Raw genomic sequence first — 19,453 nt, 5'->3', positions numbered from 1 at the left:
AGAAGCCGTCATAGCCTGCCTCAAAGCAGACCCGCATCGATCCGGGGGGCGCATTCCGCCTGCGACCAAACTCCCGTCAGGGTTTCGATTTTTGCAAGCGCCGACAGAAGAGCTCCGGCAAACCGCCGGCAACTGCCGTAGTCTGCACCATATCTGAGCAGAGCAGAAGATAACCGATCAGCCATGTGCGTTGGCTGGTTTCAAGGGCGACGTAGCAGACGTTTACACTTTCAGCGCGCATGATAATCCACCATGGAAAGCGGAGGCAAATTATCAAGCTCCGCGGCGAGCTTTCATAAGATCTATAACGAGCTCCGACCACACGGTGCCATTGGCAATAAGATGCCGATTTCGCTTATCAATGGCTCAACGGCATCCCCGCCGCTTTGAGCCTTGAACCCGGAAAATTCCAGTTCTCCATGGTACAAATTCGGAGAGCACCTCTGAAGTAACTTCGACTTTGATCGCAAACTAAGGCTAGTTCCTTAGTAATATTGTCTTATTCTACAACCAGCCCGCTAATTCACGACGCACGACGTTTTCAAGAACCCTTATCCCCAAATCAGAATCGTTAAGACATGGAATATGAGAAAACTTTTCACCACCATTTTGCACAAATATTTCTGCAGCCTCTTCTGCAATTTCCTCAAGGGTTTCCAAGCAGTCGGAGACGAAGCCAGGGTTTACAACAGCTATTCGTTTGACCCCTTCTTTCGCTAAATTCTCGATAGTTTTGTCAGTATATGGCTGGAGCCATTCTTCTGGTCCAAAGCGAGACTGAAACGTAATCATCAATTTGTCCAGCGACCACCCAAGGCGTTCTCTTAGAAGTCGTGCAGTCTTTTGACACTGACAATAATATGGGTCCCCTTTGGCAAAATAACTTTTAGGAATACCGTGAAACGACGCTATCACCCGCTCTGGCTCCCATTCTAAAGCGGATAGATGACGTTCAATGGAGACGGCGAGCGCGTCAATATAGGACGGATCGTCGTGATATGGTGGAACACTTCGTAGTGCTGGCTGCCAGCGCATTTTAAGTAGAGTTTTATAGGCCTCATCATTAACAGTCGCCGTGGTCGCAGCTGCGTATTGAGGGTATAGCGGAAAGAGGAGTATACGGTCACAGCCCTGGTCGTGTAGACGGTGAAGACGCGAACTAACAGAAGGCTGCCCGTAGCGCATTGCCCAGTCTACAATAATATTTGGGTTCTCTGCCAGTCTGCCCCCAATGAGATTGGCTTGTTTTCTTGTATAAGTCCGAAGAAAGCTCTCGTTGAGCTCATCATTCCAAATCGATGCGTAGGCTTTGCCAACCTTTCCTGGACGCGTGTTGAGCACAATTCCAAACAATATTGGGTACCAAAAAAGTCTTGACCATTCAATGACGCGTTTATCCGTTAGAAATTCTTTGAGATATCGGCGCATTGATTTGTAGTCAGTCCCATCCGGCGTGCCCAGGTTCACAAGTAAAACACCAATTCTTCCGTTTTTAACCGGTGGGTGGCTCGTAGATTTTGTATTTTCCATAAACATTTGTTTTTAAATTCCCATCCCCAGGCTGCTTGATATCTGATTTTTTCTCATTCTTATATCGGCCGTTTCAAAGATACAGATACTGTCTGTCAACATCGATTAAACCGAAAAAAAACAACGCTATTTTATGAATTAGTTGTACATGATTAACATCCGGCCCCGCGGTAAAGTAATTGCGTGCAACTGACGAATGACTGGTTAGACGCCTGCCAATTCAATTTTATACGCATTCGCTAGCCAATACGTACGGAAGCTAAATTTGGATCACCAAAACAACGATTCTGTTCGAAAAATGAGTTCTTCATGTTAATCGGAACGGAATATCGGGTCTGACTCAGATTTGATGATTTCGTGGTGGAAACTGACGCGGTTATCAGAAAGGGATCAGCTCCTGGCGACCAAGTTTCGTCTGTAGTCCCTGATCCCGTCGGGATTGATTGTTGAGAGTCCCGACGAGGACAACGGGGTTATCATTGTTTGAGCGCGAGCTAACGCCGATCGACGGTCCTGCCCTTTATGCAACCGAAAGTCAGATCTTGTTCATAGCCGCTACGTTCGGATAGTTGCTGATTTTCCTTGTGGCGGCACCAAGGTCCAACTACAATTATCAACAAGGCGCTTCATCTGTGAGATGACAGTTTGTCGTCGCCGGATATTCGTCGAAAAGTTTGGAGAGATTATCGTTTCGGAGCGCAGCCGTCGAACCGCCCCACTTGATACCGTGGTGCATCATCCCGGGTTGGCTCTGGGAGGGCGGTACGCAGCAGCTTTTGCCAAACGCTTGATGATCCCAGTTAGCAATGACACACTCATGCGTGCGGTGAGAAGAAAATCCATGGTGCCGGATGATGCTCTAAACGCCGTTTGAATTGACGATTGCGCTTTCTGCCGCAATCACCGTTATGGCACCGTCGTATGTGGTCTTGATAAGCGAAGGATTGTCAAACTTCTGCCTGATCGGGAGATCGCGACAGTTTGGTAGTTCCTTGCTCAGCCCCCCGAAAAACCGATTGTTTCAAGTGATAGAGGCGGAGGATATCGTGAGGCCGCTGCCAATGCTTTGCCCCATGCTGTGCAGGTCGCAGATCGTTGGCATTTGATGGAGAACGCCAGCGCAGCGTTCCTTGATGTCGTGCGCAAATCCATGCTGGCGATCCCTACCGTAATTGGTGCTAAGACAAATAAATCCTGGACTACTCACTTGCGCTGAACGGCTGCAATATGAGAGCTATCTACGGCATGAGGACGTGAATTCGACAATAACCAAGCTTGGTTCCAGCGAAAAGTTTGCAACAAAGCCGGAAAAGCCCCCTTCTTCCATGCTCTCGGTGCTCTCGGTGCCGCGTCATGGACTTATGGCGGAACGATATTCTTCGTTAATTCCCACCTCGCCTGGCGATGACAGAGACGTGTTCCCGTGCGTGCTAATTAACAACATCGACTTAAAATTTTTGACAGAGATAGATAATTATTCAATATGATAAACTGTGCGGAGTTTAAGGCCTCATCACTTGAAATATACAGGAATATAATGAAGACTCTAGTATCGGCTCTCGTATTATTCGCTTCATTGACATCAACAAGTCTTGCGGATAGGAGACTCACAATTCTTGATCTTGCCGAGCAGGGATACGAGATCAAGACAGCAACAGGAAATTACGTTTTCCTCCAAAATGAAGAAAGGATCTATATGTGTTCATTTCTTCAGGTGAGTGAATACAACGTTGCTTCAGGAGAGATTGATGCCATCAAGTTTGATTGTTCTGCGATCAAATGAAAAAGAGAATTCCTGCAAGCTGGGAAGCCTCAGATTTTTTCGCTGACGTTCGACCTTGAGGTCTTATCTGAATGAAGATTGTGATATTAGTACTCGGGCTTATTCAGGTGATGATCGGCTTGATTTTCATCGTTGAAGCGAATTCGATTCAAAGGTTGATGCTGGGCACACTCTCCTTCGGGTTTGGCTCAATTTGTTGTGGTATAGCAGTTGTTATAGGCCGCCTCGATGCGCTTCGCACAAGTTTTAAGCCCCCCCCCGGATAGTCCAGAATAAGCAACATTTCCGTCCCCAGAGGCGTTTTGAGCGAGTCTTTGTGAAGGGTTCGATTGATAATATCTGCTAAAGCTACTGCAGGTTAGATATCGAGAGCAACAGAGCGCATTCCAAAAATCGTGAAAATTTTTTCTAACGGAAAAGGCAATTCGATGGGCGACGATGAGTCTATTCAAGCCTCAGTCTATACGCGATGGCACCAGCTTGCCGCTCCTTTTTCAATCATAACAAGCGCCGGATGCTTCCTTTTCGTTATTTTAAGCCGTGGGCCAATTATCCTCGCGGGTGTGCTTGCACTGGTTGCATTAGTGGTTCCACCACTCATTGCGTTCAAGGCTTTTCCGACGCACAACCGGATCAAGGTAATGTCGGATGGTTTGCAATTTTCGCGTCGAGCACCCATCGCTTTTGCTGAAATCGCCGGCTGGGGCACGGATGATTTCCTGAAACTGACGCGTCCAGGCTATCCCACATTGCTTGTAAGCCCCCTTGACCTGCCTGGCCGTGACCGCCTGTTGCGCGAATTCAAGACGGCATTCGACGACTGGCAGCACAGATATCCCGGGCAACGTGCGCCCATCAAAACGCATTTTTATGGCACTGTCAGGGCTCGCATAATTGGCGTGCTGATTTGCATATTGGGCGCTGGGACTTCCATCATGGCATTGAATATGCATTCCACTTCCATAGAGCTTGCTTTGGTGGGTGGTTTTGGCGCTTTGTTCGGACTATGGATGGTATCACGCCGAAAGAGGCAAGTTACAACGAACTAGCACTGTTGTACTTCGGGTCGAAGTCTTTTTTAAGGTTGGACGCGGTTCTCTATACAGCGACTTTGGGCGGTGCATTGCGGCTTTTGCCGACAGACTCATATTGAGCGCGGGACCGCCTTTGCAGTCGCTCAGGGTCGCACCTTTCCGCTCCTTCCCTTGGCTTGAGGCAAAGGGCGTTACCGGAAGTCTGATCGGTCTGAATGCCGCCGCTTACGCGGCCAGCGCGATGGTGTCTGTTATGACAATAGATCAACTCACCGCAAGGGTCGGGGAAAACCGCGTGATCGCCGCGGCCTTGTTAGGCTGCTCTATAGGCCTTGCCGCGCTCGCCATGACCGACAGTTTGCCGGTCTGGTTCATTGCCCGTTTCGCTATCGGCTTTTGTGCGAGCCTGTTCCCGATGCTGGACGGAGCATGGCTGAACACGGCGTCCCCCCAACGCATACGCGGACGTATTTCCGGCTTCTTCGGAGCTGGCATGTTTGCGGGATTTGCAGCCGGTCCGCTGAAAACTCCTTTTCTGGCACTACTGATGGTTCTGCCTTTGCGGTGGTGTCTGCTGCATTGCATTGATTGGCATTGCCTGCACAATTTTTAACGGCAGCACTCGAACCGTGCCAGAACGCGCGCAGGCAGGCGCATTGCTGCACTTTTCCGCGTCGCGCGCATTCTGGTGCTCATGGAACTGGCCTTCGGCTTTGCCAATATTGCTGCGATATCCGGTATGGCCGTCTGCTTCGTTCCCGTGGGCCACTCGGAGGCGTTCGCGGCCTACGCGATCACTGTGCCGCCGCTTCCCACAGCTTTTGCCCTGCCGATCGTGGCATGGTTGCTGGACAAGACTTCGCGCGCCGCGGGGCGACCGGCCGCGGCCTTCTGGGGGCGGTCGCGTTCATGATCATTACATGCCTTCGTTCCTAACACAGTCATTGCGGTGGTCTTCCCTTTCATCGGCATCGCAACATTTGCCCTGAGTACATGCGCCATTACAATTCATCGCGAGAGCTTCATGTATAGGCGGTCCCGCGGGCGCAAGAGGCTTACTGCAATTTTAAGTCATCAGGAGGGTGGCAGGCGAATAGACGACGCCGTAGGATTATCCTCTAATCAAATTTTCTGGAGCCGCGTTTTCGGGGGCAGCAGGACTTTTGCGAATGCTGAAAGACGGCTGTCAGGAGCGGACTATTATCATATCCGTCAGAATAAAGAGAAGATCATCATGCCGGCGAACGCTATAAGCAGCACGATGTAAAACGGACGAAATAGATAGAAACGCTGCCAATTCGTGAGGCCGAGAGCATTGATGTAAACGCGCTCATCAAGCTTCAGATTGTCCGCGGCGCTATCGACGGAAAAATCACCGCCGTTACTCTTATAAAATCGGTACTCCTTGATCTGCGAGACAATTTGGTGAACAGCCAGAAGAACGACCGCCACAAACGCGGCTGAAAAAATCAGGAATTCCAATAATAGCATAACTCGAAAACGCCTCTTTAATTCGCAGGGCAGGGATAAATAGCAGCCAGCGTCTCAATCACCAATGTCGATGCTTTCCTTGTAAGACGCTCCGGCGTGACGCTTCGAAGATGCGTGTATACGCGATCTGTAAGCTCATGGGGGAGAACCGATCCGGCCCCACACCAACCCGTCCCGCTGGTAGCATCAGCCACCCCAGCTATATAAGCACTACCGCGAGCGCCCGACGAGATACGGCCAGCCTCACTCTGCAGAGCGGCATCATCGGACTTTCCTTCGAGCGCCTTGATCAGCTCAGTCCCGCTGACGATCCAGTCCCGGCCCTGATCGTTTCCAGATTCGGCCGATGCAACATTAATAGCCAAACCTATCGACAGCATGGCCGCTGGAAAAACTGCCCGCAATTGGTACGCTGCTGTCATCTTTCACTCCGTTGATCTGGCTGCACCGAGGATACTCGAACGCAGGCGGTTATCGACGTGAATGTCCCAATGCACGCTGGAACCGGCAACATCAGATCGTGTATCGCTCATAGGCTTGGAGCAGAAACTGCTTGCCTTTCTCGGTCAAGCGCGACGCGTCAACGAATGCGGAAAACGAGTCGGCCTGATCCCGCATATTGTCGAAATGGGCGATCATCTCCTTGCTCCCGAACACAACGTGGAAACGCTCGCCAGCGGGCAGCCAAACAAAAAGTGGACTTGTTGAGAACTCCAGAATGACGTCCTCATGAAAAACTTGAAAAAGACTGTCCCATGCGCAAACCGGATCGATGCTGATGGTTTTCTCCGGCTGCTTGCCGAACTCGGCATGATGCAACAAGACGGACCCTCCGGGGATTCCAGCAGTCTTTGCTAAGGCAAGAAACGCGGCCCTATCGAGAACATCAGGGAATACCCGAGATTCGAGCCCGCGTGCCAGAAGGAATGTAGGGCGCAGAAGGCGCTTTTCATCGAGCGCATCATCAAACAGCGTATCCACTATATTGCACCATACATCTTTGACAGCGTTTATCGCAATACTTCCGCAGACCCTCTCAAAACTCCGGACGCCTGACAATCCCGTTTCGATCTTCACGTGATCTATGGATCTGCTTCAATCATTCTCGAAGCATTCAGCGCGATTAGCGCGGCTGTTACTTGACCGCACCATTGAGATAGAGGTCTTCACCTCGCTGCAGCGGTGTGAAAATGAAGTCGTCTTTTCTGAGAAAGCGGTTGAACCAACTTGAAAGATCATCTGTGGTGGCCGAGTTGCGGTAGCCGATCAGCTTGACGGTCAGGGGAGCACTAAAGGCTATGTCAAAGGCAGTGGCGAACTGAGTGGTGCCTGAAAGCTGAACTGAAAACATGTCACCACCGTCGTGAAGGATGGAAATTTCTGCACGAGCGAAAAACTCATCGCTGTAGGTGGTGATAAGACCTGGGGCTTCCCACCAATCCTCACTCGTCAAAGCGTTTTGAGTTCCTTCGCCCTGGAAGTCCGCCCGGATTTCCTGGAAGCTGCGATAGTCACGGTTCTCGAAGTGCTTCAACGGTATTTTGAGCCACTGTGTATCCAGACCCGGGTTCAACCACTGGGAGACGTCATCCTCGGGGTCATTGTTGGGATCGAAGAAGAATTTCGGAGATTTCACTTCCAAATCTAGCACGACGTAGTCCTCCAGCTCCTGACCAGGCCAAGATCCACTTGAGGCTCGCAAGGTGATGCGTGGCTCTTCGACTGGAAGGTCGAGTGGATAACTCTGATAAACAAGCTTAAACTGTCCCATGCGATTCCCCGGTCTGCAAACTCATTGTGGATTCCTGAAGATAGCGTTTGATGGCATACTTGCCGAGGTCAGATCTTTCTGCAACAGAACGCTAGCAATTTCAACTTCCGCGGGAAGAAGTCGATGTCCGCTTCATCGAGACCTTCGTTGACGGCCTCTATCTCCCCGCTTCGTGCGGGTTGTGAACCTGAAGTGGTTAGGCTCTCTCCACCCATTGCGAGACGCACTGACAATGCCGCCTCTGGCGGGCATTGTGAAAGAATGAAGCTTCGCGAGTGCGTTGCCGGCGATTGGTCGTGGTTGCAGGAATGGTTCAAGAACAAGCTCCGAGATCGTAAGCTTGCACCTGTGTCCGCCGAGTGGCTAGAAGCTCTCCTTGCCGAAAGGACCGGTGTACGCTGATCGCGAATATCGAATATACGCCGACCATTCTGACCGGTTGTGTTTGGGGTACCTATCAGCATCCGTCCCGTTACATTACTAATATAGCTGTGGCTCCTGATCTGCGAGGCCATGGACTGCCTTCCAACGCCCGCAACTTGCGATGCACCTCAGCCGCGATATTATTTTTGGCAAGAGATGTGACGTCTTCAATTTAGACTTCGAGGCCTTCCCAACAATATCCCGGGTTATGCAATGCGTCGCTAAATAGTAAACAGGGCAAATTTTGTGGCCATGACCCTGTTTCTGATTGCCAGTCAAGACATACTTAATGAACCTGCTTGGTACACTGGGGGTAGCTTTGCCAAATTGAGAGCAGAACTTAGGTCAGCTGTAACTAATGGCCCTGCAACAACGAACGTCGAGTATCGGCATCCGCGGATCAACGGCCGCATGCCTTTGGGCCCATAAAACTCTGACAGCGCTATCTCTTTTGCCAGCCGTCTTGCGCGAACTTCGGTCGAAGCTTACAAGGAGAAACATAGATTTGAGTCTTGTAGCAAGGAAAGTGGATCATCAGATTTTGGATGAGGCAGAAAATGGAAAAAGGCCGATTTGATACCGGGCCCATTCCGGTTCAAAACGCCTGAGTTGGACTATGGCGGTCATGGTCGCGACGACACGACTGCGCAGCTTGATGCGTCACTTCAAGCCATTTCGGCGATAGCCCACAATATTCGCATGCCCAAGTGCTAAAGCCTCTCTACCGTCGCCCATCCACCGGACGCGCGCACAACAATTGTTGCGCCGGAACCCACACGTGCGCCTCAGTCGCATGATATTTCCGAGGCAGCACCGATGACTGGCACTACCCTGACAATCGGGCAGCCATTGATCGCGCACGTATCTCGAATGTCCTCGATGTCTCAGCCAAGGGCAACATGACACCGATCTATGTTCAGGAGTTGGCGCAAACAATCGTCCAGACCGCCACGACTATCCTCGACAAAGTGAAGGCGCAGTTGGAACCGGTCGCGGCAATCTCTTCAATCGCGACGGTCCTTTAGCAGATGACAGAGCCCGGCCAACCGCTTGATGTGGCCTCTGAAGGTGGGAGGTCAGTTTCATCGCATTGCCGAGACTTCGAACCGCATCAATGCTCATAACAAAGGCCGACACCCTTTGGTCGCCGGCCCTTTGCATGGTGTAATAGCCTCACACTACATCTTCGGCAGAAGCACCCTGTCGACGACATGGATGACGCCGTTGGACTGCTTGACGTCAGCGATCGTGACATGGGCGACGCCGCCCATTTCGTCGGTCAGCGTGATTTTGCCCATGCTTTCCTTAGCTTTCAGGATGCAGCCCCCCAAGGTCTTTACGTCATGGATACCCTTGTCATCCTTGATCATCTTTTCGATGGTCTTGGACATGGCATCAGCGGCAACAACGTGGCAGGTGAGAACCTTGACGAGTTGTGCCTTGTTTTCCGGCTTCAAGAGGGTGTCGACGGTGCCTTTGGGCAGTGCGTCGAAGGCTTCATTTGTTGGCGCGAAAACGGTGAAGGGGCCTTTGCCCTGAAGCGTTTCGACAAGGCCAGCGGCTTTCACAGCGGCGACGAGCGTCGTGTGGTCCTTGGAGTTCATCGCGTTTTCAACGATGTTCTTGTTTTCGTACATGGCGGCACCACCGACTTCCGGATTGGCGGCATAGGCGACGGCTGCCGTGCCGGATACGAGCGCTGCAACTGCAACGGCGCGAAGTGCGGACTTGAACATGATGGTTTCCTCTTCCTCTGAACGCCTCGGCGCGGATTCGCGCCTCCCAGGCCGTCCCCTTTGGGTGACGCAAGAAGAGACGAGCACGTGAGAAAAAGAGTTTCAGCCGAAGCAATAAATATTTGCGAATTTTCTTCTGACGATCGCGAAGCTATGTCTTGGCTCGCCGGAATGGCCAGACGAGTAGGTTTCCAGCAAACACCGCCACCCATACCAGAGGAGGTTGCAAAGGCAGACGGACCAGATGATAGAGGCATTGCCACAGTGAGGCAGTTGCGTCCCCCAGTCCGTCGATTGCATGCTTGATATTGGCGGGGAATACGCAGACGGCATAGAGCGCCAGGCCAATAGCGGCAGCTTTGCGCAACCGCGGCACCAGAAGTCCGGCCGCGCCAGCGATTTCACACAGGCCTGTCAGGAAAATGACTGTCTCCGGCTCGGGAACCCAGGCAGGTGTAATGACGAGAAAGGGTTTAGGTAGGACGATATGTAGAATGCCCGCCAGGCCATAAAACGCGGACAATACCCAACGGCACCGCCGCTGCCATACATCAACCCTGCCATCAATGCTTGCCATCATTCGCGATCCGCCGCTCGACATCCCGCTTCATGCCAATCAGATTAGCCTTTCGGCCAGCAACAGTTTCAATCGCTGCGATTGCCAGGTCGCTGGCCACGAAGTCCGACTTGTGTCCGAGATTGTGGACGACGATCAGGCTTGCGCCGCGAATATCTCGGGCAAGATGCCGGGAGTGGACCTCCGGTGCCACGATCTTGTCCGTGTCACCTGTTATGATCACCGTCGGTGCTTTGATTTTGCGGTAGTTTGCCGACGCGGTTTTGGCCCAGGAGCTCAAAGCGGCAACCTCCCTTGCATTGTGCCGAAACGCGACCGGCCGCAGCGCCTGCCTCGCTCTGGTCTGTTCGAGATAGCCTCGCGGAACCGGGTTCGGCGCGAAGACACCTTTCGTCGCGCGATTGATCGCCACAATGCCGATCGGCGGCACGATCAGGGTGCTGAACAGCGCGCCTGTGACCGGGGAACTTGCAGCTTCGTAGTACCAGGCAATCCCGCCATTCCACGGATAGACCGCCGGAGACAGGAAGACGAGACCAGAAACCATATTCGGATAACGAACCGCAAAGGATGCGGCAATAGCCCCTCCGAAGGAATGCCCGACGATGATCGCGCGCGTGATGCCACGCTTCTTCATCAGCACGGCTATAGCGTCCGCTTGGCCATCGGGCAAAACATTTTGCTCGCCGCCGATGTCGGATTTGCCGTGACCCGGGCGATCGACGAAGAGCAGCTTCGCCCGCCCCTGCAGTTTCGCGCGAAACGAAAACATCGGGTCGTAAAGACTGGCGCTGGCGCCATGAATGAAGACGATAGGCGGAAGGTCTCCTCTCCTGCCCGGCTCATCCAAGACGCTATTGAGCTTGAAGCCGCCGACATTGATACGTACCGGCTCCGCTCCTTGTTTCGGCGCAGCAACTGCTAAAGGAGCAAAGAGCGCGAAGGAACCAGCCATTAGTAGCGCCGCAAACAGGCAAAGAATTCGTATCAGCATATCCTAGAGCTGCCGCGCCGTGCCGCTGGCGACAATTGGACCTGTGGGAAGCCCGGTGCGCGACCCTCCGAAGGGTTCGAGACTGACAGCGAGCGTAGCACCGGCGCCAATTGTCTGTCGCAGATCGGCCGGAATCAGCAACTCGCCGTCGGCATTCGGCTCGAAGACGCCAAGCGACTGCGGATTGCCGCTACCCGGCACGAACCAGAGCTGCAGCGATTTTTCCTGTGCTCTGCCAGCCGCGACGGGGACGATCCTGAGCCGTCCACTGGACGCGTCGAACGAAGCCAGCAGATTGACTCGATTGTCGGGTGCCGAAAGCTGCGCCACGACCAGGCCGCGCGACGAGGACGGCTGAAATACGCCGGACGCATATACCAATGCCGCGACCGCCACGAACGAAGTGGCGAGCGATACCCAGCGCCAGAAGCTTGCGGCGTCCCAGAGCCCGGTCGCGGCGGTCGATTGCGGCGCACCGAACAGCCGCCCTTCGATCTGTGCAAACACAGCCGCTCCTGGCGTCGCCTGCTGATAATCCTCATCGAACGAGGAGAAGTTCGACTGCCAGCGTTGGACAAGCAGCGAGAAATTCTGGTCGCTCTTCATCCGCTGATCCACACGTTGGCGCGCTTCTGCCGACAGGACACCCAGCACATATTCGCCAGCAATTACTTCGTCCTGTGCCCGTCCGCCGTCTTCGATGTGATCGCCCGGTGTCATCGCTGCATGCACTCCCTGAGCTTCAACAAGCTTCGGCGCAGCCACGTTCTGACCGTGTTCAGCGGAACATTCAGGTCGTCGGCCAATTCGAGATAGCTCAGCCCTTCGACATAAGCTCGCCTCACGGCTCCGGCATGGATGGCATCCAGTTCGCGCATGCAGTTGTCGATGCGGCGGCCTTCATCCGCCAGCACCATATGCTGTTCGGGCGTGGAGATCGTCTCGTCGGCCAGATCGTAAGCCTCGTCAATATCATTGGTGACGGGTTTACGGGCACGGATAACATCGATGGCGTGATTGCGGGCAATCGCCGAAAGCCAGGTGGATGGTGAACCCGAACCGGTGGCAAAGGTCTTCGCTCGTTGCCAGACCTTGATATAGACTTCCTGAAGCGCTTCTTCTGCGTCCGGCCGATGTCTGAGGATCCGAAGACAGATCGCAAATAGTCTCGGATTGGTTGCCTGATAGAGAGACGCAAATGCGGCTCGATCTCCGATGGCAACCCGATTGATCAAATCTGCGATGTCATTAGTTTGCATTCGGGAATACCTCGCCACCGACCTTATATAGAGTTCACCGAATTTAAAAGGCAAGGAGGCGGTGGCAATAAATCTCGGCGCTGGCCGATCTCGGTCGAGCGATGTATTCGAGAGGCGACGACCATCGATCATCTGGATGCTCCCAATAATGGACTCTCGCCGCGTCCAAAAACGCGCATCGCGATCAAGCAGCTGGTTGCGGCGGCCATTGCGGAGAGGATCGTCCCCCAGGCGAGATCAGCGATCGTCAGCCCGATAACACAAAGAAGATAATAGGCGACGGCCGGCGCCCGCCTGAAATCCGCAATCAGCATATTGTCTATAACCGGCTGATAGAGCCTGCCCGCCATAGTGCTCATCCACACGAAGTCGATCGCGGCGAAGACGACAAGCGTCGCGACATAGGAAACAAAAATACGCTTCACGCAAACCTCCTTCATCGCTCGGTCCTCCACACTCAGTTGATCCGGGTCCAATCGATGGCCTTGCACAGAAGTCCGGCCACGATGCACCCTCTCGTGGTCATCTTGTCTCCATTCACCGTCACCGTCAGCTTGTAGCTCATGTCACGCTGCGGGTCGAAGGCCGTGCCGGAGTAGACGCCATCGGCGCCCCGTTTGATGCTCATGACCAGCTTGTCGCCCTTCTTTTCCTTTGGCGTACCTGGCTTGATCCAGGTGTTTATTGCGCAGATATCCGATCCACAGGACGCAATGCGAACCTTTGCATTGCCGTCGCCTCTCGCCCACTGGCCGTCGATATCGACGGCATGGGCTACAGCACAAACCGAAAAAGCCGTGAGTGACGCAGCCGCCGTGGCTAACATTATCTTCATCATGTTGGCGTCTCCTTTTCGAAGTGAGTTACAAATGCTGGATCGTGTAGAGGCCGACATCGATGCTTCCGTCCTCAAACCCTGCCTCGCAGTAACAGAGGTAGTAGTGCCAGAGCCTCTTGAATCGCTCGTCGAAACCGAGTGCGGCAATAACCGGCCAGCGTGCATGAAACCGCGCCCGCCATTCTCGCAGCGTTCGCGCGTAGGACTTTCCGAAATGTTCGACGTTGACGAGCTTCAGTTCGGCGGCACTCACCGCGGCCTCGAGCGCCTTGTCGGACGGCAGGAAGCCGCCGGGAAAGACGTATTTTTGGATAAAGTCGATGCTGCCGCGATAGCTTTCGAAACGTCGCTCCTCGATGGAAATGATCTGGAGGACGGCACGGCCATCCGGTTTCATGCAGCGCTTCAGGGTCTCGAAATAGCTTGGCCAATAGGCCTCGCCCACCGCCTCGAACATCTCAATCGAGACGATGCGGTCGAATTGGCCGTCGGTGTCGCGATAGTCCTGAAGACGCAGATCGACCTTATCAGATTTGCCAGCCTTTGTGACGACGTCTTTCGCCCAGGCGAGTTGCGAAGGCGACAACGTAATGCCGACTACATCGGCCTGGGAATTGACGGCGAGGTCGGAGGCCAAAGCGCCCCAGCCGCAGCCGATTTCCAGCACGCGTTCGCCGCCTGACAGCGCAAGCTTTTCGCGGATGCGGTCGAGCCTCTTGCGCTGTGCCGCCTCCAGGGTCGGCGTCGTCTTGTCGAAGATCGCCGAGGAATAGAGCATGGAAGAGTCGAGCCACTCCTTGTAGAAATCATTGCCCAAGTCGTAATGAGCTTCGATATTACGACGGCTGCCGCGTTTCGAATTGGCATTCAGGATATGGCCAATCCGGTTCATCAGCCGCATGAGGCCGTTTCCGTCGATCGCCGGCGCCAACGATTCGCCGTTTAAAGCCGCGAGCCGGATGACGGCCGTCAGGTCCGGCGTCGTCCAGTCTTCCTGCAAAAACCCTTCGGCGAAGCCAATATCGCCGGACGTCAGCACACGACGCAGCATCCGCCAACGGCGCAACACGATGACAGCGTCCGGTCCGGGCTCAGATCCGCCCGCCTCCACCACGGCACCGGATGGCAATATGACCTTCAGACGCCCATGACGAAGGCGGCCAATCAGGCGTTTCATCAGCCGGCCGCCAAAACCGAGATCTTCGTTCTCCGAGGGCAGGCCCGTCGGGATCCCCGGGAAATCGTCAAGCTGGCTCATGCAATTCTGCCTTCCTGAATGATGTTTCACTGTCGCCCTTCGATCTGCGGACATGGGAAAACGGATCTTCGAGAAGATGTGGGCGCATCCTCAGGCGAACGCCCTTCAGCCAGATCTTGAGAGCTTCCCAGTGAATGCCACCGACGACACGCAGCGTCAGCAAGGGGATCGTGAAGAATGCCCGCAAAAGAGCAGCGTCGGTCACTTCCGTCCGATTCCCCAGGTTCGCGGCCGTAAGCACCAGGCCTTCGCAGTCGTAGGTTTCGATGCGACTTGCCAGCCTACCCTTCGGGGCTGAGACACGGAACGTGAAGCGAAGGTTCATGTCCATGAAGGGCGATACGTAGAATTCCTTGTCGCAATGCTGGACGATCTCGTCGCCGGAACGCTCCTCGAACGGGATCATGTAGGCATGCCGCTCGCCGAAGGTATTGTCGACTTCCCCGAGGATTGCGCGCAATTCGCCGTATCGGCCATGGCAAAAGAAGACGCTGAGCGGGTTGAATGCCCAGTCCAACAACCTTGGCATGGTGAGAAGACGGATCGGTCCGCCATCCGGTTCGACGCCGACAGCGCTCATCAAGCTCTCCACCTGCATACGAAGGTTGGCGCCGGAACGATCGCCAGGATCTTTGAAAAAGAACGAAAAGAGGTTGAAGCGATCGACCGAAAACAATCCCAGCCGGCGATCGAGGATCTCAAGTTCGTCGATATCGATCAACAGCGAATAGATTCGATAAGCGAGCTTTTGCTCCTTAGGCCTCGGCCGCGCATGCGTCACATGACTGGGGACAAGAGCAGATTGAAGTGTGGCGCTCATACCGTCACCTCCAGTCCGACCGGCAGATTATGAGGTCTCACGAGCGGTTTGCGAACGATCCGGGCGCTTTCCTGTGCGACCTGCCAGGGCCGGCGCAGACCGCCGAGATCTTCGGCGACGGCCAGCCCCGCCTGAATGCCGTCCTCGTGGAATCCCGAGCCGAAATGCGCACCACAGAACCATGTATTGCGCACGCCTTGGAGCGACCAGATCTCCTGTTGCGCCCTGTCCGTGGCGAGATTGAAGACCGGATGCTCGTAGATTTCACGGCTAATCACGGTTTCCTCACGCGGCGCATGTTGCGGGTTGAGCGTGACAAATGTCGGGGGCGCCGTGCCGAGCGGCTGCAGCTTGTTCATCCAGTAGGTGATTGACGGCTGGACCGGCTCGTCGCATGCGCCGCACCTGTTATCGGCCACGTAGTTCCAGCTCGACCATGCGGCATGGCGTTTCGGCATCAGCGCGGTATCGCCATGAAGCACTGCCTCGTTGCGCGTATAACCGAAGCAGCCGAGCACGCGCCGCTCGTCATCGCTCGCATCGGCAAGTATGCGGAGCGCCTGATCGGCATGAGTCGCGATCACGACATCGTCGAACACGTGGCTCACACCATGCGTGTCGCTCAGTTCCACCCGTCCCTCAGTCCTGCGGATAGCCTTTACCGTCGTCGAAAGCCGGATTCTGTCAGCAAAACGGCACTTCATCCGCGCCACATATTCGCGGCTACCACCCTTCACCGTTCGCCAGACCGGACGGTTCCACAGTTCGAGCAGGCCATGATTGCAGCAGAATTTTACAAAATGGGCTGCGGGATAGGCGCCGACCTGCGTCGCCGGGGTCGACCAGATCGCCGCCGCCATCGGATAGAGGTGATCGTCGCGAAACGCGCGACCATAGAAGTTGCGATTCAAATAGTCGTCGAGCGACATGTCGCCCATGATCGCCAGGTCGCGCGGCGCAGTCCTGTAGAAACGCAGGAGGTCGCGCATTATCGACCAGAAACGCGGATTGGTGAGATTGGATTTCTGGGCGAGAAGACCGAAGCCCGTGCCGCCGGAATACTCAAAGGCCCCGTCATTCAGCGAGACCGCGAATGACATGTTCGAAGCCGCCGTCGGTACATCGAGGGCGTGAAAAAGGGCGGTCAGGTTGGGATAGGTGACCTCGTTGTAGACGATAAAGCCGGTATCGACGGCAACCGGGCCGGTCGCGCTTTCGAACTCAACTGTATTGCTGTGGCCACCGATCCGGTCTGACGCCTCGAAAACGGTCACATCATGCGACTGTGAGAGCAACCACGCCGCCGACAGCCCCGAAATTCCACTGCCAATAATTGCTATATTCAAACGTCTCTTGCCTGCGTTTCGAGGGTAATGTCCCATCAAATCCAAATACCTCGGCATTTTTTTCGTGGCCTAACGATCCCAGTTACGACAGCCGACCCGAAAGAGTTTCACTTCGGGAAGACAAATTCCGAAAGTTTTTTTGCTCAAGCCGAAACTAAGGCCTCCCGCTTTCCGTTGTTGATGGCAGATCACCTTCATGCAGGTGCACCGCCAGACAGATGCGCGAGCAGAAAGGCGCATGGAAAGCCATATGAACATCTCGCTTCTGATCATCATTGCAATCTGGGTGTCGCTCGCCATGGCGAGCGCCTGTGCCATACAGCGCTATAAGGGCCAGAGCGGCGGGATCGACACGATTTGGTCCGCGGCGGTCGGCATCGGAGCCTGGGCGATCCGGCTCGGCGGCCATATCAGCGTGCGGACTGGAGGGGGCGGTGAAGATCCCCGCTACGCCAGGCTCATCGAGGAATGGGGCACGGGCGCATCTTCAAAATTGTTCATGTTTCTCCAGATCCAGGCACTTGTCGCATTCATTTTGGTCCTCGCCGTTTATCTCGCGGCGGCCAACAATGTTGCCTTCCCGCGGACGATCGATGGACTTGCGATCGCGGTCGCGCTCGTTGCGCTGGGCGGCGAAGCCGTAGCGGACGCGCAGCGCGCACGGTTTCGCAAGACCCCGCAGGCGAAAACATCTGTCTGTGAGGTCGGCCTATGGCGCTATTCCAGTCACCCGAACTGCTTTTTAGAGTGGCTATTATGGTGCTGCTGGCCGCTTCTCGCTCTTGCGGCGCCGATCTGGAGCTGGCTGGCGTTTCTGGCGGCGCTCCTCATGTATTGGTTGCTGGTGCATGTCTCGGGCATCTCGCCGCTTGAAGAACACATGCTTCGTTCGCGCGGCGAACAGTTTCGCGCCCTTAAACGGCACGTCAACGCATACTTTCCCGGCCCCCCGCAAATCCGACCTCAAAAATCAAGGATATCAGCCATGAACATGCTGGCCTTCGCCATCAACACCGCCGAGCGTGCCCCTCTCACCGACGGCATGACGCTCGCCGGGATCGATTTCCTCTGCGGTCGCACCAAGCGGCGGCTTGCGGAAACAACCGCATACGCGGAAAGGCAGTTCGTCGAAACGATGGGAAGCTTTCCGGTCGCAACCCATACCGATGAAGCAAACCGCCAGCACTACGAGATGCCGGCCGACTTTTTCGCACTGGCGCTGGGACCGCAGCGCAAATATTCCTGTTGTCTCTATCCTACGACCGATATGACGCTCGGCGAAGCTGAGACTGCCGCGCTTGCAGAAACCGTGCAGCACGCAGCCATCACCGATGGCATGACGATCCTTGAACTGGGCTGCGGATGGGGTTCGCTTTCGCTTTATCTTGCACGAAATTTTCCGAGCTCCCGCATCGTCTCGGTGTCGAATTCGACGTCGCAGCGCGCCTACATCCTCGACATTGCTCAGAAAGACGGCCTGATGAACCTGGACGTCATCACCGCCGACATGAATGACTTCACGACAGGGGATCGGTTTGACCGTGTCGTCTCCGTCGAAATGTTCGAGCATATGTCGAACTGGCGAACGCTTCTGGAGCGCGTGCGCGGTTGGGTGAAGCCGGACGGCAGGCTTTTCCTGCATGTCTTCACCCATAAGGATCGGTCCTATCGCTTCGATCAGGATGATCCGGCCGACTGGATCGCCCACCATTTCTTCACGGGCGGCATCATGCCGGCACACGACCTGCCGCATCGCTTCGGCGACCTCTTCCAGGTTGAGCTGGAATGGCGCTGGTCCGGCACGCATTATCGGCGCACAGCTCTTGATTGGCTCGCCAATTTCGATCGTGAGATCGACCGGATCCAGCCGATCTTAACGGCCGTCTATGGCAAGGACGCCTCGCTGTGGCAGCGCCGCTGGCGGCTGTTCTTTCTCGCGACCGCTGGCCTGTTCGGTCACGAGAACGGCGATGTCTGGGGCGTCGGCCATTATCTACTGGCGCCGACTGCATGATGTCCAACAAGGGTATTCAGTCAGACCCACTGACCCAGGCGACGGTCACGATCGCCTGGGTGGTTGCGCTGAACAAGCCATTCTATCCGCTCTATGTCTGGTACCTGGTAGGCAATGGCGTGGCGGCGTCGCTTTGCACCTTGCTGTCGGCGCCGCTTTTTCTCGCCATTCCATTCATTGCGCGCCGGTTCCCGCTTGCGGCTCGGGTAGCGTTGCCGCTGGTTGGAACCTTCGACACATTGTTCGAGACTAAGCTATTCGGTCCTGGCTCAGGCACGGAACTATTCTTCGCGGCTTGTATCATGCTGGTAGCGCTCGCATTTCGTCCCGACGAGAAATGGTGGCAGCGAGGATTGGCGGGACTGGTATTCATGGTCTTTATCTTCTCACGCAGTTTTATCGGGCCGCCATTGCATGTGTGGGCCGACACAGAGCTCTACACGCTCTTCAATCTCAACGCATTTGCCGTCGCCAGTCTGATGGCGTTCGTCGCCCTGCGCTATTCCGGGATCGCAAGAGATCGCGAACCGACAAGCCCGGATGAGAGTTAGGACCGTCAGGGTCTCAAAGAAAAAGAAA

At 54.9% G+C, this 19,453-nt stretch carries 23 protein-coding genes and 1 pseudogene; 9 read left to right on the top strand and 15 right to left on the bottom strand.

Features of this window, described 5'->3' with window-relative positions; genetic code table 11:
• Positions 1–504 precede the first annotated feature (504 nt).
• Positions 505–1,536 (bottom strand): ferrochelatase, encoded by a 1,032-nt coding sequence (gene hemH, locus RT142_RS09865; RefSeq protein WP_007880918.1) that lies wholly within the window; start codon positions 1,534–1,536, stop codon positions 505–507.
• A 559-nt stretch (positions 1,537–2,095) separates the two neighbouring features.
• Here hemH and RT142_RS09860 point away from each other — a divergent pair.
• The 5 genes from RT142_RS09860 (at position 2,096) to RT142_RS09840 (ending at position 5,260) form a co-directional block, all read left to right on the top strand.
• Positions 2,096–2,404, top strand: coding sequence for a hypothetical protein (locus tag RT142_RS09860; protein ID WP_235972561.1), 309 nt, complete (start codon positions 2,096–2,098; stop codon positions 2,402–2,404).
• Positions 2,405–2,608: 204 nt separating this feature from the next.
• The gene (locus tag RT142_RS09855) at positions 2,609–2,746 is read left to right on the top strand and encodes a hypothetical protein (RefSeq protein WP_235819143.1); all 138 of its coding nucleotides are present in this window, start codon (positions 2,609–2,611) and stop codon (positions 2,744–2,746) included.
• Positions 2,747–3,741: 995 nt separating this feature from the next.
• On the top strand, positions 3,742–4,362 hold the full coding sequence (locus RT142_RS09850; protein WP_007880925.1) for a hypothetical protein: 621 nt from the start codon (positions 3,742–3,744) through the stop codon (positions 4,360–4,362).
• Between the two features lie 118 nt (positions 4,363–4,480).
• Positions 4,481–4,960 carry an MFS transporter gene (locus RT142_RS09845; protein ID WP_064322867.1) on the top strand — a complete coding sequence of 160 codons (480 nt, stop codon included), beginning with the start codon at positions 4,481–4,483 and terminating at the stop codon, positions 4,958–4,960.
• 81 nt (positions 4,961–5,041) lie between these two features.
• Positions 5,042–5,260, top strand: a complete 219-nt coding sequence (locus tag RT142_RS09840; protein WP_007880929.1) for a hypothetical protein — start codon at positions 5,042–5,044, stop codon at positions 5,258–5,260.
• A gap of 299 nt (positions 5,261–5,559) precedes the next feature.
• Here the strand turns inward: RT142_RS09840 and RT142_RS09835 are convergent, their stop codons facing one another.
• From RT142_RS09835 to RT142_RS09820, 4 genes are all read right to left on the bottom strand, one after another.
• Positions 5,560–5,838 (bottom strand): hypothetical protein, encoded by a 279-nt coding sequence (locus tag RT142_RS09835; RefSeq protein ID WP_007880931.1) that lies wholly within the window; start codon positions 5,836–5,838, stop codon positions 5,560–5,562.
• A 17-nt stretch (positions 5,839–5,855) separates the two neighbouring features.
• On the bottom strand, positions 5,856–6,260 hold the full coding sequence (locus RT142_RS09830) for a Rap1a/Tai family immunity protein (protein ID WP_204162561.1): 405 nt from the start codon (positions 6,258–6,260) through the stop codon (positions 5,856–5,858).
• Between the two features lie 91 nt (positions 6,261–6,351).
• Positions 6,352–6,819 (bottom strand): hypothetical protein, encoded by a 468-nt coding sequence (locus RT142_RS09825; protein WP_171380349.1) that lies wholly within the window; start codon positions 6,817–6,819, stop codon positions 6,352–6,354.
• A gap of 154 nt (positions 6,820–6,973) precedes the next feature.
• On the bottom strand, positions 6,974–7,609 hold the full coding sequence (locus RT142_RS09820) for a hypothetical protein (RefSeq protein WP_313028460.1): 636 nt from the start codon (positions 7,607–7,609) through the stop codon (positions 6,974–6,976).
• A 1,322-nt stretch (positions 7,610–8,931) separates the two neighbouring features.
• Here RT142_RS09820 and RT142_RS09815 point away from each other — a divergent pair.
• Positions 8,932–9,057, top strand: coding sequence for a hypothetical protein (locus tag RT142_RS09815; protein ID WP_257737027.1), 126 nt, complete (start codon positions 8,932–8,934; stop codon positions 9,055–9,057).
• 153 nt (positions 9,058–9,210) lie between these two features.
• On the opposite strand, the gene RT142_RS09810 is transcribed toward RT142_RS09815, so the two are convergent.
• From RT142_RS09810 to RT142_RS09765, 10 genes are all read right to left on the bottom strand, one after another.
• The gene (locus RT142_RS09810; protein ID WP_007881542.1) at positions 9,211–9,768 is read right to left on the bottom strand and encodes a fasciclin domain-containing protein; all 558 of its coding nucleotides are present in this window, start codon (positions 9,766–9,768) and stop codon (positions 9,211–9,213) included.
• A gap of 151 nt (positions 9,769–9,919) precedes the next feature.
• Complete coding sequence (locus tag RT142_RS09805; protein ID WP_312471148.1) at positions 9,920–10,291, bottom strand: DoxX family protein; 372 nt, start codon at positions 10,289–10,291, stop codon at positions 9,920–9,922.
• Between the two features lie 40 nt (positions 10,292–10,331).
• The gene (locus tag RT142_RS09800) at positions 10,332–11,300 is read right to left on the bottom strand and encodes an alpha/beta fold hydrolase (RefSeq protein WP_007881545.1); all 969 of its coding nucleotides are present in this window, start codon (positions 11,298–11,300) and stop codon (positions 10,332–10,334) included.
• A gap of 42 nt (positions 11,301–11,342) precedes the next feature.
• The gene (locus RT142_RS09795) at positions 11,343–12,059 is read right to left on the bottom strand and encodes an anti-sigma factor domain-containing protein (RefSeq protein WP_007881552.1); all 717 of its coding nucleotides are present in this window, start codon (positions 12,057–12,059) and stop codon (positions 11,343–11,345) included.
• Complete coding sequence (locus RT142_RS09790; RefSeq protein ID WP_007881554.1) at positions 12,056–12,598, bottom strand: sigma-70 family RNA polymerase sigma factor; 543 nt, start codon at positions 12,596–12,598, stop codon at positions 12,056–12,058. Before RT142_RS09790 ends, RT142_RS09795 begins: the two co-directional genes overlap by 4 nt.
• Before the next feature lie 128 nt (positions 12,599–12,726).
• Entirely contained in the window at positions 12,727–13,023 is a 297-nt protein-coding gene (locus RT142_RS09785) for a DUF2177 family protein (RefSeq protein ID WP_083898704.1), read from the bottom strand.
• A 32-nt stretch (positions 13,024–13,055) separates the two neighbouring features.
• Positions 13,056–13,424: a DUF2147 domain-containing protein gene (locus tag RT142_RS09780; protein ID WP_408912970.1), complete on the bottom strand. Its 369-nt coding sequence runs from the start codon at positions 13,422–13,424 to the stop codon at positions 13,056–13,058.
• 37 nt (positions 13,425–13,461) lie between these two features.
• Positions 13,462–14,694 carry an SAM-dependent methyltransferase gene (locus RT142_RS09775; protein WP_007881557.1) on the bottom strand — a complete coding sequence of 411 codons (1,233 nt, stop codon included), beginning with the start codon at positions 14,692–14,694 and terminating at the stop codon, positions 13,462–13,464.
• The gene (locus RT142_RS09770) at positions 14,681–15,514 is read right to left on the bottom strand and encodes a DUF1365 domain-containing protein (protein ID WP_064322877.1); all 834 of its coding nucleotides are present in this window, start codon (positions 15,512–15,514) and stop codon (positions 14,681–14,683) included. The genes RT142_RS09775 and RT142_RS09770 overlap by 14 nt, the downstream gene beginning before the upstream one ends.
• Positions 15,511–16,896, bottom strand: a complete 1,386-nt coding sequence (locus RT142_RS09765) for an NAD(P)/FAD-dependent oxidoreductase (RefSeq protein WP_039861233.1) — start codon at positions 16,894–16,896, stop codon at positions 15,511–15,513. Before RT142_RS09765 ends, RT142_RS09770 begins: the two co-directional genes overlap by 4 nt.
• Before the next feature lie 214 nt (positions 16,897–17,110).
• Between RT142_RS09765 and RT142_RS09760 the strand changes: the two are divergent.
• From RT142_RS09760 to RT142_RS09750, 3 genes and pseudogenes are all read left to right on the top strand, one after another.
• A pseudogene (locus RT142_RS09760) lies at positions 17,111–17,809 on the top strand (DUF1295 domain-containing protein); the annotation flags it as partial.
• A gap of 36 nt (positions 17,810–17,845) precedes the next feature.
• Positions 17,846–18,874, top strand: a complete 1,029-nt coding sequence (locus RT142_RS09755; RefSeq protein ID WP_171380616.1) for an SAM-dependent methyltransferase — start codon at positions 17,846–17,848, stop codon at positions 18,872–18,874.
• Positions 18,871–19,425: a hypothetical protein gene (locus tag RT142_RS09750; protein WP_007881561.1), complete on the top strand. Its 555-nt coding sequence runs from the start codon at positions 18,871–18,873 to the stop codon at positions 19,423–19,425. The genes RT142_RS09755 and RT142_RS09750 overlap by 4 nt, the downstream gene beginning before the upstream one ends.
• Positions 19,426–19,453: the final 28 nt, after the last annotated feature.

This window comes from Brucella sp. (assembly GCF_032066345.1).
Classification (GTDB): domain Bacteria; phylum Pseudomonadota; class Alphaproteobacteria; order Rhizobiales; family Rhizobiaceae; genus Brucella; species Brucella pseudogrignonensis.
This window is presented reverse-complemented; position numbering and strand designations above follow the sequence as displayed.